Genomic DNA, 14,093 nt, shown 5'->3' with positions numbered 1-14,093 from the left:
TATTCAATGACCTCTATATTTCTAGATAAGGAAAATGATGATGCAAACTCAACAAGCACAGACTCTCAATGGTTTTGATCTCAATGAACTCGAAGAGTTATCGGGTGCGATCGCAACCAATCCCCTCCAGGCCAAGCTAACCTTCCAGGTCTCAAGCGCCTGGGTCGACGGTCCCCGTTCTATCTCTCACGTCAAGTCCTTTGATTGGGGCAGTGAAACCTATGATCGCGATTTCACCCTGGTGATTGATGAGCCAAAAGAAATCGGTGGCTCAAACTTGGGCCCCAATCCCCAAGAGGTGCTGCTATCGGCAATTAATTCCTGCATTCTGGCAACCTTCACTGAGCTTTGCACCGCCTACGGAATTCGCCTAGAGAAGGCAGAGATTAAAAGCAGCGGGTATTTAGACCTGCGTGGATTCTTTGGACTCGATCCCAGTATTGTCCCTGGTTGTCAGTCACTGTATTGGACACTGATCGTCAAAGGAGACGCAACCGCTAAACAGTTCCAAGAGATCTATGAGATGACCCTGATGGCTTCGCCCAACCTATGGAATATGGCCAACCCTGTAAGTATCGTGCCTCAGATTCAGATCGAAGCATAGTCCAAACCAAACAGCTAAGTGGAGCGTAGAGACAGCCTCGTACTTGCGTTTCCTTCAGTTCTTCATATGGAGCCTTCTTAATCATGAGTCAAAATGAACTGAACAACATTCTTTCGATGCTGCAGGATTTTTCTTGGGGCGATACACTCGCCGAGATGAGAGCGAACTTTAACCGCTGCTTTTCTCTGCCGTCCCATCCCACAGCCCAGGTTCAGACCCTCGATGCTGATGGTGTTCCTGCCGAGCTGATTACCCTTCCCAATAGTGATCCAGATCGCGTCATTCTGTATCTTCATGGGGGCGGTTTTGTCATGGGAACACGCCAAACCTATCGACGTATTGCTAGCGATCTAGCAGAGGCGTCATCCGCAAGGGTGTTGGTGATTGACTATCGCCTTGCACCGGAGCATCCTTACCCAGCAGCGCTAGAAGATACGCTGACGGCTTATCGCTGGCTTGTTGAGACACGTCGGTTTCATCCCAGCCAAGTTGCGATCGCAGGCGACTCCGCTGGGGGCAATCTCGCTTTGGCAGCCCTGCTGTCTTTAAGGGATACCAAAGAGATACTGCCTTCTTCAGGGCTACTGATCTCGCCCTACTGCGATCTGACCCAAACCAGCTCCACCATTGATACTCATGGCCACCTCGATCTGATGGTATCTCGGACACTGATGGATACTCTTACTGCTTGGTATGCTCCCCATGAGAACGTGAAGGACCCTCTGATCTCACCGATCTATGCTGATCTATCTGGCCTACCGCCGCTTCTGATTCACGTCGGGGCAGCAGAGATTTTACTCGGCGACGCTCTGCGGCTTGCCCATCAGGCGGCATTGGCCAACGTTGCCGTAGAACTCAAGGTTTGGCAAGACATGATTCACTGCTTTCAGTTGTTTGCACCCATGTTGGAGGAGGGGAGAGTTGCGATCTCAGAAGCAGGAGCCTTTCTCCAACATCATTGGTCACCGAAGAATCGCTATGAACAAGAGACAGATCGAACAATGCTGGCATCGCTATCTCAAAGCCCTGCCAGCCGGTACCGAACCGGACGCAGCCTACCTCGTTGATCAATTTGGCGATACAGCCCAGCTCGCGAATGACCTTGGTCAACTGGTTCTAGATGGCGTGAAAACGGCCACCTGTTCCTCTCTTTGGGAATGGGAGGTGGAACAAACGGATCCCAATGAGATGATGGGGATAAAAACGGTCATTCTGAATGGTGAAGGTGCCCCTATCTGCATTATTGAAACAGTAGAGATCAATATTCGATCCTTCAGCGAAGTGGATACTCAGTTTGCCTATGACGAAGGTGAAGAGGATCGGACTCTAGAATCCTGGCGACAGGAGCATTGGAAGTATTTCTCGCGAGTCTTACCTAAAATTGGCAAAAGCCCTGGCCCTGAAATGCTTTTAGTGTGTGAGCGATTTCGAGTGGTGTACCCATCACCTTAAGAGCACAAAAGCCTCACAGAAATTATTCACAGCGCAAAGGAAGTTTGTGAGCTTGAGCATAGGACTGCCCCATTTTGCTGGGCTTAGATAAAGATCAGCCGCAGGGTTGATCCTATGCTCCGTTAGAACAGATGTTATGCAGTGAGTTCCTTGACCTTAGCCATGATGCCAGCCGGATCAATACCTTGGTGAGGATACTGCTCCCAAAGACCACCGCAGCCTTCTTCGTGGGTGCCAAGGTAGGCAAACTTAGGCGTTAGACCGCGCTCTAGCAACCAGGAACCAAAACGGCTGCCCAGTCCTGTTCGACGGTTGAAGGGTTCCACCACAAGGACGAAGGGGGAAGCGCCTACTTTTGCGATCGCATCTTCGTCAACCACATTCAACGTAGATTTATTGATCAAACCCACCTCAATGCCCTCTTGCTTCAAACGCTCTACCGCATCCAAAGCTCGATACACGGCATCACCAAAAGCAATAATGTAGCCCGCTTTTCCTTCACGAACGACATCATCTTTCCCTGGCGTGAAGGTGTAGTTGCCACCAAACATTTCGTTGCCGTCGCCATCCAAGAGCATCGGCACCTTAGAGCGAGTCGAGAAAATAAATCGCAAGCCCTTATTGTTGAAGACCGACTTCACGCAGGCCGTCATCTGATTCGCATCTGCTGGGAAGAACAGCCGCGTTTCATAGCCGTCATCCAAACCATTATCGGCAAACATATTGTTGATGCCGAAGTGGCAGGTATTGTCCGCCATATCGTCAATTCCTGCATGGGAGAAGTGACAGAGCAGATTAGAGCGGTTCAGCCGCGCCATCGTGATCTCAGAGATACACATCTCTAAAAAGGCGCTGAAGGTGGCAAAGATACCTTGCTTACCCTCTTCCATGCCGAAACCAGCCGCAGCCGAGAGGTTTCCCCGTTCCTGAATGCCGCCGCTGATGAAAATTTCTGGATGCGCGCCCCGGATATGCTGCAAACCACAGGAGCCTTCAAGATCGCTATCAACGACAAGGACACTCTTTTTGCGCTCCTCTTCACCCATTTTGCCCAACACTTCGACCACAGCCTGACCGAAAACGTTACGGTTCGAACCCAGCTTATCGGAGGCACCCATGAACTTGTAAGTATTCGAGGGCTTCTCAATATTCTTCAGGTACTCGACCGCTTTACTATGGCCCCGCGCTTCCAGATACTTGAGCGCAATATCTACAGGAACAACGTCGTGACCATGGTTGGAGCCTTCTAAGCCTTCAACCCCAGGACACATTGGACGCTTATTGATCACCGCAACGGGCCCGGGTGTGTTGATGGCCTTACAGATGTTGGCGTAGAGGCTGTCGATATCTTCACCGTCACCTTCAAAAACTGTGAGACCGTGCCCTTCTAACGTTTTCTTGACGCTAAAGCCAGGCAGATACTCAGAGGGGTTACCTGCGATGGTGACATCGTTGTCATCGATGAGTAGCTTGACGTTGATATATTGCCCAACGGCCAGACGAGCGGCCTCTGCATCGTCGCCTTCTTGTTGAGCACCATCAGAGCCGAGACAGAAGACGGCTTTGCCAGGATTTGCGATCGCAACCCCATTCACGTAGGGCCACATATGTCCCAAGCGACCAGAGCTAAACTTAACCCCCGGCGTCAGACCCAGCTCAGGGTGACCTGGCAATGTAGAATTGGCCGCACGATACTGCATCAACTGCTCTGCCGGTAGATCGCCATCCAACGTTGCCATTAGATACTGCGTTCCGACTCGGTGCCCTGCTTCATCAAAAAAGATGGGTACGTAGTCATCAGGCTGACTCTTGAATAAAGCATCAAGGATCATCACCTCGGGTACCGTGTCATAGGGACCACCCGTATGCCCACCAACACCTCTCGCTGCACCCGTCGCTGTGAAGAAAATCAGCGCATCCCGGCAGAGCTGAATATTAAATTTGAGTGCCTCTCTTTGCTCATCGGTGAGAGTACTGACACTTGGATCAAGCTTGACGGCCTTATAGGCTCCTAAATCAATGGGAAACGTCCCGACATTAATGCTCATGAAGATTACCGTCCTGTGAAGTCTGCGCCCAAGCCCTCATATAAATGCAATGGGTCATAGACATCACAATTCATGAGGGCAAGTTATGTTTCTATCCTCCCATTAATTCGGATGGCTCAAAAGGGGGGAGAGATAAATCACCGAGATCGCAACTGGGGTGAGCGAATACAAAGAATGTCTCTCAACAGTCAGCTCAAAACGTCTCGAGGCTGGAGCGGCTTCAGGATATCTTCGAGAATCTGCTTTCGATCACCAGGACGGAAGTTTTTCGGGTCAGGCAGGGAATTCTCAAAGTTGCTCGGCCCTTGGTAGTCAGAGTATTTTGCCAGTTCAGCTAAAGGTGTGCGTCCTGAGTAAGCTTTACCCTTAATGACCCAAGTCGGGAATCCCGCCTTAAATCCCGATTTTTGCTCAATCTCTGTAAAGGCGGTTTGGCATTGCGAAGTCAGACTCCCTCCTCTTGTCCCCTCAACCTTTTCCGCACATTCGATGTAGGGCAGAGACTCAAATGCTTCTGCTCCAAAGAGTTCGAGCTGATCGTATACGTGAGGTGCCCAGTAAGCCCCATACAGTTTGGCTCCCTGTGCCTTAAGATGCTGAGCAAGCGCGATCTCCGATTCTCCAGACGGTTGAGTGAGCTGGAAGCCCTCTTCATTGTCTTCAGAGGTCTCTGTAACTTGAGAGACTGTGCGGCTGGGGTGAAGGCTGGGATCACGGGTTGCGATCGCTTCCTGCCCAAACAAAATTAGGCCAACTGCGATTAGGCCACCACTGATGGGCATGAGCCATAGAGAGTACAAGTACCTTTGCATTCGATTGCTCCACAACATTGGGAATTGCATTAGTACAGATGACGCAGGTAGCGAGGCAAGGTTTCGGTACCGTATGGGTCTCGTCAATCTGTGAGCCAATCAAAGAGCTGTTGGACCGTGAGTTCAACTGGAGTGGCAAAGTCAGGGACGGGCAGTGCCATCTCTGGCTGATCAAAAAATCGTGGTGTTTGGTTTGGTTGATAGACAAAGACACAGGATTCCTCAGAATCGATCATCCAGCCCATCTCGGTGCCGTGCTCTAGGCAATGCAAAATATTGAGCAGCACCTTCGTATGTTTTTGGCCGGGAGATAGAATTTCAATCGTCCAGTCAGGCGGCAGTTCAAAGCGATTGGCAACGCGGCCATTGGGCTGCCGGGGAATACGGCCCCAGCAAAAGACTGAAACGTCAGGAACCAGCGATCGCCCACCAAAGGTACATCGGAGTTCGGGGTAGGCATGGGCAACTTTTGACGGACTGAGCGCATTATCTATATCGCGCGTCAAAACCCGCTGCAGCGTACTGTGTTCACCTTGAGGCATGGGCTTTTGGATAACTTGACCGTCGATGTATTCACTTGCAGGCTTGGTTTCGGGCTGCTGCAAAAAGTTTTCTAGGGTGACGGGTCGAGTGGGTGTCTGAACCATAGGACAGGATTGAAGCTGCCTTCATGCTTGTTGTTGCTCTAGATTTCTATTGTAAGAGGTTGCTTTAAAATCTGAATTACCTTCCTCAAGCCCTTCCCAGTGGAGGATTTGGAGATTAGAGCGCACACAAAGAGTCATAATAACTTTGGGGTTGATTGAAAAGTAGGCGATCTCCCCCCAGAATTGGGTGGCTGGGCTTCGACGTGAGCGCTTAGCCACACGTGGGGCGAATGCGGGGCTATATTGGAATTCTCAATCATCCTTCAAGTGTGCTTCTTTTTAGGGCTAGAGTAATCCGAAGAATGTCATGATCACTGGGCCGACTGCTTCCCAGACTGTTGCCAGTTTTGCGCCTTCAGTCAGACCAGCGGCGGTACCCTTGAAAATTTGGGTGGCTTTGTTTGCCAGTTTCTTCATCGAGCCTGCTTCGGGAGCTTGCCCTGCTTCGGCTAGCTTTTTCACCTGATCAAGGGTGGCGGCTTTCTCGGCCTCATCTAGTTCAGATTCGTTTACAATGGCGGTCTGTAACTGGCTGAGAAGATCTTTGAGGTCGGGTTGGGTGGCGTCACTTCGTTCAGGAAGCTGCTGAATTGCGTTGTTGATGTCGCCTTGAATGTTGCCCAGGTTAATGACGCCGCTGATATCGCCACTAGCCACGCCTGTGACATCGCCGATGTTGTTGCCTGCATTGATGTTGGGGCCGCTGTTCTCAGCCATAAGGTCTCCGTGTTGTTGATAGTTTTCGGCATAGAAACTGGGGCGCTTGAGCGCCATATCAAAACAGTTTTTTAGGTCACGGATCCGAGCATCTTTTTCTGCTGCAAGAAGCTGCTGTGCATCCTTATGAGTCAAGGCCCTGGCTTGGTTATAGGCTTCAAAGTACTCCTGACTCAGTTCTGAGTGGTTAGCCTGCTGAGCCGTTCTTGCTTTGAGTAGGAACTTATCTTGGCCCCGCTTTTCCATCGCGGCAATTTCGAGTTCAGCTTCGGGATGGGTCTCAGCCAGTTGTTTGAAAGCAATAGCGATGGCACGGGAATTGACGTTCTGGTTGTGATAGAGGTCTAGGGTATCGACAATAGGCTTAATGAAGTAACCAAACTCTTTGTCAGCGAAGTTCTCTTCATAGTTATCAGGTTTGCGACGCGGATTGGGATTGGAGGCACCGGGCTTGACCCAGCGCATGAAGATGTACTCGCAGCGAACCCCCTGCAGATTAGTGTTACCCGTGATCCCCCAGCCTTCGATCGTGGCTCCTGTGAGGGTGCACCCTGTTAAATCGGTTTTGTCAAGCTGGGTTTGCACCAGGCTTGCGCTTGTCAGATCTGCCCCTGCTAACGTCGCCTCACTAAGATCTGCTGCTCTGAAATTTGCATTTTCTAGATCTGCAGTGGCCAAATTGATGCCACGTAAATTCTGATGGATGAACTCTAAACCTTGACCTTGGCCGGTTTGAACTAGGCTGCGAACTTGGGCATTATCTAGGAAGGAATCACCAGGCCGAACCCGATCTAGCCGACGGGTGTGTAACCAAGAGGTGCGAACTAATTTGGCTTTTCTCAGATCGACACTTTTGAGATGCGCCTGGTTGAAGTTCGCATGGGTTAGGTCTGCACCTCGAAAACTGGTCCCACCCCACGCCGCTACGGAAATGGCTACCGATCTAATTTGTAAGTATTTAGGATCACCTGCTAGCGCACGCCAACCAATATATGAGCTGATAAGTATGTTGGCCGCAGCGACCGCTCCAGCGACTGCTCCAGCCCCAATCCCAGCAACCGCTCCAGCCCCAGCCCCACCAACAGCAACAGCAACAGCAACAGCTCCAACGACCGCTCCAGCTCCAGCAACAGCAACAGCAACAGCTCCAACAAAAGCTCCAACGACAACAACAGCTCCAGCAACAGCGAAAGCAACAGCAACGGCTCCAACAAAAGCAACGGCTATCGCAACTGCTCCAGCGACCGCTCCAATAACAGTGACCGCGATAGCAACAGTGACGCCTCTACAGAGAAAAATAGCTAAAAAAGCTAACTGGGTAATGAGTGCCACCCAACCCGCGACAAAGCTAGCTGGATCACCTGTATTGAAAGTTAAAGACACAAAATATCCATTAAATGCTGCAAAGAAGCCTGAGACAGCTGCGAAAAGCCATACAAGCAATAGGAGTACTACGGCCCCCCTTCGCTGCAGCCCCGCCTCAGCTCTACTGAAGTTGGCACTGATCAATGTCGTATGGCTGAAATTGGTCCCCCGAATATCAGCGCCTGTAAAGTCTGCGCCCGAGAGGTCTTTCCCCTCAAACGACTGTCCCCGCAGATTTGCGCCTGCAAAATTGCGTTCACCCTCTTGATAAAGCTGCAGCAGCTCACTTGCTTTCATGAATCACGATTCAATAGGTGGGCAGTGATCACATCGGGCCTGACTTGCTGCCCAACTTAGTGAGCATTCTGAAGGGATGCAACCCCCTAATTTTTCAGCGATTTTCAGCAAAATTACGCACCATACGCACAAACCTCAGCGATAAACTCTCTTTTACTTGCGTTTGACACTGAGGTAATCAGCCGCATAAGCAGAGTTCATCAATTCTCAGGCATTACTGCTTCTTTGCCCGCATTCCGACAGGTATGATGTTGGGAGTATCTTAAAAAAGTATTAACCCCGTGGAAGATCTCGTTCGTGGCCTCGAAGAATTCAAGCAGCGCTACGTATCTAAACATCATGCTCTCTTTGAAGAACTCGCCCACGGCCAAAAGCCACGTGTGCTATTCATTACCTGTGCTGATTCACGGGTTTCTCCGAATCTGTTAACCCAAACTGACCTGGGTGAGCTATTCGTGATTCGCAACGCCGGTAACATCATTCCACCCTTCGGTGCAGCCAATGGCGGAGAAGGCGCAACCCTCGAATATGCCATCAGCGCCCTCGGTATTGAGCAGGTCATCATCTGTGGTCATTCCCACTGTGGAGCAATGAAAGGGCTACTCAAGCTCAACAAGCTCCAGGAAGGAATGCCCCTAGTTTATGACTGGCTTAAACATGCTGAATCAACGCGGCGGATGGTGGTCGATAACTATCCCGAAGCCAAAGGTGAAGAGTTAGTCGAGATTCTAGTTGCCGAGAACGTCTTAATTCAAATTGACAATCTCAAAACCTATCCGGTGGTGCGCTCGCGGCTGCAGCAGGGCAAACTGCAAATCTATGCTTGGGTTTACCACATTGAGACAGGCGAAGTCTTAGCCTACGACGCTGAGACCCATACCTATTTGCCACCCCAAAGCCTGTTATCAGACTCTCTGCCCACTCGGCCACAGACTGAACATCCCAGATATAGTCGAACCCATGCGCCCCCAGTTGCCTGTGAGATTCCGGCTGGACGACTGCAGCAAGGGGAATCCAGCGCTCATCCAGCGCAACAGCCTGTGCCCTATCGCTTTGGGGTGCCTTCTTGATCTGAGATGCGTTCGTCTGACTATACAGAGCGGCTATACCAGCTGATGCAGCAGGTGAACCTCACCAGCTTTTCGGCCCTCTATCAATCAACGGGACTGCCTCGGAGCCAAATTCGGCGCCTGCGGCAGGGGAAAATACAGACGTTGCCAGTGGCTTCGCTAGTGATGCTTAGTCACGCGTTAAAAACGCCCCTCTCTCAATTATTGGAGCAATTCACGCCACCAGGTGAACCACGGCCCGTTGGCAGTGAGGTAGGCTCTCCAGAACTGTTATCTCTAAAAACTGAGTATCAGCGTCTGCAACAGAAGCTAGAGCAACAGCAGCAAGACCTAGAGCAGAGCTTTCAGCAAGCTGCGCTGCAAGTTCTGGAACCGTGGCTGCTCTACTGGCCGACTGCCGCCTATAAAGCCAAGCAAGACCCTCAGGCACCTGCTATTAAAATTCTGCCCCTCTTGCGTCCGTTGGAACAGCTTTTGGAAGCCTGGGGCATCAGGCCCATTGGTGCAGTGGGCGAAGAAACTTCCTATGATCCGCAACAGCACCAACCGATGCAGGGCATTATCGAAACGAATGATGTTGTGCAGGTGCGATACGTGGGCTATCGGAGAGGTGACCAGCTTCTCTATAGGGCCAAGGTCAGCCGCATATAGGAGGTTTTTTCTGTATAACTTCGCAATGGCCGTGAACGTCTACGTTTTCTATACGCATAACAAACAAAGCCGTGGGCAATCTAAAAACATCAGACAGCGTACAGACTGTTTGCATCACACAAACTGGGAAACATAGAGACTTTCGTCTTGTTTGTATCATAGGGTTCATCGAATCATTAGTCCGCTGCGACTGCGTAAGCGAGCAGGGACTAATGATTTTTTTTATGGCGCATCGTCCCATTCAGGCGTGAGCTGGCGAAAGTTAAATTGAGAGGCCGCTGGATGGCAGCTCGCGCAGGTGTCAACTGTGACGGGTTCAGAAAACTCGACCCGAGGATGGAGAATTCTGAAGGTTTTGGATTGTCGAAACCGGAAGGGAATCTGGTCGTCAGGAGATTGGGGACGGGAATAAGCCTGCAAATATTTCCAGGTCAATCCCAGTTCGGGGTTAATGAGACGAGGTAGCGTAACGCCATAATGATTTTGATCGACGAGTAGCTGCTGCCAAGTTTGACTGGGAAAGGTCTCTGCGGGCAAAGCAACATGACAGGAACTGCACTGCTCTAAATAGACTTCTTGAGCGAGCTGCAGACTTTGAGGCACCACATCAACGGTTCCGACTTCTGCTTGGGCGACGAGATTCTGCGCGGCTGCATTTTGAGCTTGCGTTAGCCCCCAGCCTGCTAAGCCGCTCCATAGCATGAGAATTAGCGCTAAAACCCAGACTCGCCGCTGTTGCATGTTGCTTGTTCCTGCTGTGCTGTATCCGTGACGCCTATGATACCTCAGTCGTTCCGCGCCCTCGGACTAAAATTACGGCGCGGTCGGTGGTGGTTGCGATCGCATCTGGGATACACCCCAACAACACCTGTTTCCAAAGATGGGCCTGACTGGCCCCCAACACAATGACATCAGACTGTTCAACGTCTGCAAGCTCGACAATGGCCTCGGCAACGTTGGGGGAGCAGACTTGAATGCCTTTGACGCTTCCTGACAGACGACGGTTGAGGAACTGAGTGTAGCGATCGATGAGACTTTGATGGGGAGAAACCTCCGGCGGCGCGTAGACCTGACACAGCCGAATATCAGTCGTGGGACTATGGGCCGTCAAAGCCGGCAGCAACTGAATCGCCTGCTGAATATTTGGCCCGCTAGAAATGGGAACAAGCCAACGTTGCCACTGTTTCACCACCTGCCCCTGAGGGGCTTTGACCACCAACACATCGCTGACCGCTTTTCTCAAAATAGTTTGGACTGAACGATTGATGACTGGCCCCATGCTGGAGGTGCCCTGCCAGCCCATCAAAACCAGATCAATATGACGCTGTTTTTCGATTTCTAGAATGGTTTGGGCAACGTCATGAGCGACTCGAATCTGGGTATGGACTGAGATTTGCGCTCGCTTACCATAGCGAACCGCACGACGCAGCAATCGCTGACTTTGCGCCGTCCGCACTGGAGTCTCTGAGGGTGGGCAGTTGCGCGGTACCACCACAATCTGGACGCACTCTAGTTCATAGTCTCGATCTCGGGCAATTGCGATCGCAAGTCTCAACAGCAAATCCACCGTCTCGGGATTCGAGAGCGCCACCAGCAAACGCCCCCGTCCTGTTGCTGGTCCTCGGGTTCTATAGACCTGATAGGATGGCTGCCCAGAGTTCCCTTGGTGGTATTGCTCGCCCGTAATCTGCTCCGATTCAGCCCGAATGATATCGGCCCGCGTGATGATGCCCACCAGCTTGCGCCCTTCAGTTACGGGCAGACGACTAATATTGGAGCGGTTTAGCCAATAGAGAACTTCGTTCAAGGTCGCCTTCGGATGCACCACAATCGGGTGAGGCGTCATCACTTCCTGAATCGTTGCGGTGGCGCTAAGATTTTGCTGCTGCCCAAGGTTGAGATCGGTGCGGGTAACAATCCCCTGCAGTCCCTTCTCTGAAACCACCGGGAAGCCTCGGTGATGGGAGCTAGCGAACAGCTTCAGAGCTTGATCTAGAGGTAAATTGTGGGGCAACGTTTCGACCCGTCGCTCCATGATGTCTGCTGCCGTTAGGCTATCGAGCATGCTGCGCGATCCCGCAGACAGATCGGCCTGGAGTTGAATCCCCTGCCGTTCTAGCAACAGGTCATAAACAGAGCCTTGACTGATTGCTTCTGCAGCGAGGTTTGCCACGACAGAGCTAATCATCAGAGGTAGCACCAGATTGAAGTCGGTGGTGATCTCAAAAATGATCACAATGCCGGTCACAGGGACTCGACTCACGGCCCCAAAGAATGCTCCCATACCCACCAGGGCATAGGTCGTGGTGACCTCTGTTCCAAAGAGACCTGCGTGACTAAGGCCCACGAGGTGTCCTAGGGCTGCCCCTAAAATGAGACTCGGGGCGAACAGTCCGCCCGGTGCGCCGGAGCCATAGGCCACCAGTGTTAACGCGAACTGAACGATAAATGCGATCGCAGTCATCTGCCAGCCTAAAGTCCCGTCGCCCAGCAGTCCTCGCAGTCCGGCGTTATCCTGAAATATCGTGGGGAGCAGGCTAATCACCAGACCACAAAAGCAGCCCGCCAGCCCGATTCGCAGAGGCAGGTCCAAGCGCGAAATCCGCCGGTTGAAGTTCATGCTTGCCATCAGGCTGCGATTGAAGAACGCGCCCAGCACGCCAGCCAACACGCCCAAAATAATATAAAAAGGAATCTCAGGGACCGAGAAAGTAGTGTCAGAGACGACCTGCTCCAGGTTAAGGAACCAGCTCTGTCCCCCCAGCACCCGAGCGACAACCGCACCAATAAACGAAGATAGAATTGCAGTGCCTAACGTTAGGCCTGACAGATCGTGGAGCAGCTCTTCTACGATAAACAGTACGCCCGCGATCGGGGCATTAAAGCCCGCTGCTAAGCCGGCCCCAGCTCCGGCTGCGATCATCTGACGTCGATGGTCTGGGGCGGTGGGGAACCAATAGCTCAGTTGGCTCGCTAAGGCCGCCCCAATCTGTACCGTCGGACCTTGGCGACCCAGACTAAGACCTGCGCCTAAGGTGGCAATCCCGCTGACGAGCTTGACGAAGGCCACCTGTAAATCAAGCGCCACCGGGAACTGAGCCAGTGCCGCTTTCACCTGAGGGATGCCGCTACCGGCAGCGTCAGAGGCAAAGTTTTTGATCAGCCAGCCTGCAAGCAATCCGCCGACTAGACCGATGAGAGGCAAAGCAATAGGGGCTGGGAACTCAGCCGCCAGACGGATGCGCCAGCCACCGAGCCAGCCAATCCCGTCCTGTAGAATGACGGCGGCGAGGCCCGAAACCAATCCAATAATGCAAGCTTCAAGGATGGCAAAGCGCTTGGGATCAATCTGAGACCGGAATCGCTCTGCTGTTGGCAACCGCCACATATGAAGCTGCTCGTTGGTGTGTCCTACCTTCCATTAAAGAGCTATTTAGCCACTTATCAGGAAAGCATTCTGTCGATTACCGACTGCGGAGAAAAAGATCAAAAGACAATCTCGAAAATACTCGGATACGACTTCTAAAGCTTGAATAGTATTTTTGTACTGTATACTCATATAGTATCAATTTCTCTCCTCAGCGTTGATACCGATGTTACTGGTATCACAGAGTCTCGCGACTGAGTATTCATGGAGGCAAGATGCTAACTCTCTATCAATTTGAACCTGCTTGGGGGCTGCCCAACGCAAGTCCCTTTTGTATGAAGCTAGAAACCTATCTGCGGATGACTGGCATTGAGTACAAGAGCGATACCAGTGCCGATGTGCGAAAAGCTCCTAAAGGGAAGCTCCCTTACATTGAAGATAATGGCCAGATTATTGCTGACTCTAATCTGATACTTGAGTACTTGAAGACAACCTATGGTGATCGGGTTGATGAACATTTAAGTGCTGCTGAGGTTGCGATCGCACTTGCCATGCGCCGCCTCATCGAAGAAAACCTCTACTGGGCTTTAGTGTATAGTCGCTGGATTGACGAAGAGAACTGGCTGAAAACGAAGGCGGTCTATTTTTCTGGCCTGCCTCCAATCATCAAACTACTTGTGCCTAAAATTGCCCGAAAGAGCGTGATCCAAAATCTCAAAGGCCACGGCATGGGACGACATACAGCCGCTGAAGTTTATCAGATTGGCGCAACCGATCTGCAGGCTCTCTCTGATTTCTTAGCCGAGAAACCTTTCTTCATGGGCGACCAGCCTACGACCCTAGATGCCTCCGCCTATAGCCTGCTGGCAAATATCTTAAATGAAACCCTCACCTCACCGTTGAGAGATAAGGCTGAGAAGTTAGAGAACTTGGCGGCCTACTGTCAGAGAATGCAGGCGAGATATTACGCATAAGCTCAGGAAGGCACAAGACCGCTGTAGCCTCCGCTAAATATGAAGACCTATGCGCGCTTCCCTTGACGTCGTTAGGTGAGAATCTGCCT

General features: G+C 51.6%; 12 protein-coding genes. 6 read left to right on the top strand and 6 right to left on the bottom strand.

Annotated features, from left to right (window positions below; translation table 11 throughout):
* The first annotated feature begins 40 nt into the window (after window positions 1-40).
* The 3 genes from C1752_RS17745 (at window position 41) to C1752_RS17735 (ending at window position 2,056) form a co-directional block, all read left to right on the top strand.
* Complete coding sequence (locus tag C1752_RS17745; protein WP_158535128.1) at window positions 41-604, top strand: OsmC family protein; 564 nt, start codon at window positions 41-43, stop codon at window positions 602-604.
* An 83-nt stretch (window positions 605-687) separates the two neighbouring features.
* Entirely contained in the window at window positions 688-1,671 is a 984-nt protein-coding gene (locus C1752_RS17740) for an alpha/beta hydrolase (RefSeq protein WP_110987397.1), read from the top strand.
* Window positions 1,583-2,056 (top strand): ASCH domain-containing protein, encoded by a 474-nt coding sequence (locus C1752_RS17735; protein WP_110987396.1) that lies wholly within the window; start codon window positions 1,583-1,585, stop codon window positions 2,054-2,056. Before C1752_RS17740 ends, C1752_RS17735 begins: the two co-directional genes overlap by 89 nt.
* 134 nt (window positions 2,057-2,190) lie before the next feature.
* Here the strand turns inward: C1752_RS17735 and C1752_RS17730 are convergent, their stop codons facing one another.
* The 4 genes from C1752_RS17730 to C1752_RS17710 form a co-directional block, all read right to left on the bottom strand.
* On the bottom strand, window positions 2,191-4,104 hold the full coding sequence (locus C1752_RS17730; protein ID WP_110987395.1) for a thiamine pyrophosphate-binding protein: 1,914 nt from the start codon (window positions 4,102-4,104) through the stop codon (window positions 2,191-2,193).
* A 188-nt stretch (window positions 4,105-4,292) separates the two neighbouring features.
* Window positions 4,293-4,916 carry a hypothetical protein gene (locus C1752_RS17725; RefSeq protein WP_146242369.1) on the bottom strand — a complete coding sequence of 208 codons (624 nt, stop codon included), beginning with the start codon at window positions 4,914-4,916 and terminating at the stop codon, window positions 4,293-4,295.
* Between the two features lie 83 nt (window positions 4,917-4,999).
* On the bottom strand, window positions 5,000-5,563 hold the full coding sequence (locus C1752_RS17720) for a Uma2 family endonuclease (protein WP_110987393.1): 564 nt from the start codon (window positions 5,561-5,563) through the stop codon (window positions 5,000-5,002).
* A gap of 285 nt (window positions 5,564-5,848) precedes the next feature.
* On the bottom strand, window positions 5,849-7,942 hold the full coding sequence (locus tag C1752_RS17710) for a pentapeptide repeat-containing protein (protein WP_110987391.1): 2,094 nt from the start codon (window positions 7,940-7,942) through the stop codon (window positions 5,849-5,851).
* Window positions 7,943-8,223: 281 nt separating this feature from the next.
* Here C1752_RS17710 and C1752_RS17705 point away from each other — a divergent pair, with 281 nt between their 5' ends.
* Together C1752_RS17705 and grpE are read left to right on the top strand one after the other, a co-directional pair.
* Complete coding sequence (locus C1752_RS17705) at window positions 8,224-9,012, top strand: carbonic anhydrase (RefSeq protein ID WP_110987390.1); 789 nt, start codon at window positions 8,224-8,226, stop codon at window positions 9,010-9,012.
* A gap of 6 nt (window positions 9,013-9,018) precedes the next feature.
* Window positions 9,019-9,663, top strand: a complete 645-nt coding sequence (grpE, locus tag C1752_RS17700) for a nucleotide exchange factor GrpE (protein WP_110987389.1) — start codon at window positions 9,019-9,021, stop codon at window positions 9,661-9,663.
* A 222-nt stretch (window positions 9,664-9,885) separates the two neighbouring features.
* Here grpE and C1752_RS17695 read toward each other — a convergent pair whose 3' ends face one another.
* Both C1752_RS17695 and C1752_RS17690 read right to left on the bottom strand, forming a co-directional pair.
* Complete coding sequence (locus C1752_RS17695; protein WP_110987388.1) at window positions 9,886-10,404, bottom strand: diheme cytochrome C; 519 nt, start codon at window positions 10,402-10,404, stop codon at window positions 9,886-9,888.
* 34 nt (window positions 10,405-10,438) lie between these two features.
* Entirely contained in the window at window positions 10,439-13,051 is a 2,613-nt protein-coding gene (locus tag C1752_RS17690; protein WP_110987387.1) for a chloride channel protein, read from the bottom strand.
* A 254-nt stretch (window positions 13,052-13,305) separates the two neighbouring features.
* On the opposite strand from C1752_RS17690, the gene C1752_RS17685 reads away from it, so the two are divergent.
* Window positions 13,306-14,004 (top strand): glutathione S-transferase family protein, encoded by a 699-nt coding sequence (locus C1752_RS17685; protein WP_110987386.1) that lies wholly within the window; start codon window positions 13,306-13,308, stop codon window positions 14,002-14,004.
* The last annotated feature ends 89 nt before the right edge of the window (window positions 14,005-14,093 follow it).

The sequence above is a fragment of the Acaryochloris thomasi RCC1774 genome (genome assembly GCF_003231495.1).
GTDB lineage: Bacteria > Cyanobacteriota > Cyanobacteriia > Thermosynechococcales > Thermosynechococcaceae > RCC1774.
This window is presented reverse-complemented; position numbering and strand designations above follow the sequence as displayed.

What these genes read in the sequence shown, in the direction of transcription:
- C1752_RS17730 (WP_110987395.1), bottom strand. Translation starts at nt 4,104, where the DNA reads ATGAGCATTAATGTCGGGACGTTTCCCATTGATTTAGGAGCCTATAAG.
- C1752_RS17695 (WP_110987388.1), bottom strand. Translation starts at nt 10,404, where the DNA reads ATGCAACAGCGGCGAGTCTGGGTTTTAGCGCTAATTCTCATGCTATGG.
- C1752_RS17725 (WP_146242369.1), bottom strand. Translation starts at nt 4,916, where the DNA reads ATGCAAAGGTACTTGTACTCTCTATGGCTCATGCCCATCAGTGGTGGC.
- C1752_RS17685 (WP_110987386.1), top strand. Translation starts at nt 13,306, where the DNA reads ATGCTAACTCTCTATCAATTTGAACCTGCTTGGGGGCTGCCCAACGCA.
- C1752_RS17745 (WP_158535128.1), top strand. Translation starts at nt 41, where the DNA reads ATGCAAACTCAACAAGCACAGACTCTCAATGGTTTTGATCTCAATGAA.
- C1752_RS17720 (WP_110987393.1), bottom strand. Translation starts at nt 5,563, where the DNA reads ATGGTTCAGACACCCACTCGACCCGTCACCCTAGAAAACTTTTTGCAG.
- C1752_RS17710 (WP_110987391.1), bottom strand. Translation starts at nt 7,942, where the DNA reads ATGAAAGCAAGTGAGCTGCTGCAGCTTTATCAAGAGGGTGAACGCAAT.
- C1752_RS17735 (WP_110987396.1), top strand. Translation starts at nt 1,583, where the DNA reads ATGAACAAGAGACAGATCGAACAATGCTGGCATCGCTATCTCAAAGCC.
- C1752_RS17690 (WP_110987387.1), bottom strand. Translation starts at nt 13,051, where the DNA reads ATGTGGCGGTTGCCAACAGCAGAGCGATTCCGGTCTCAGATTGATCCC.
- grpE (WP_110987389.1), top strand. Translation starts at nt 9,019, where the DNA reads ATGCGTTCGTCTGACTATACAGAGCGGCTATACCAGCTGATGCAGCAG.
- C1752_RS17740 (WP_110987397.1), top strand. Translation starts at nt 688, where the DNA reads ATGAGTCAAAATGAACTGAACAACATTCTTTCGATGCTGCAGGATTTT.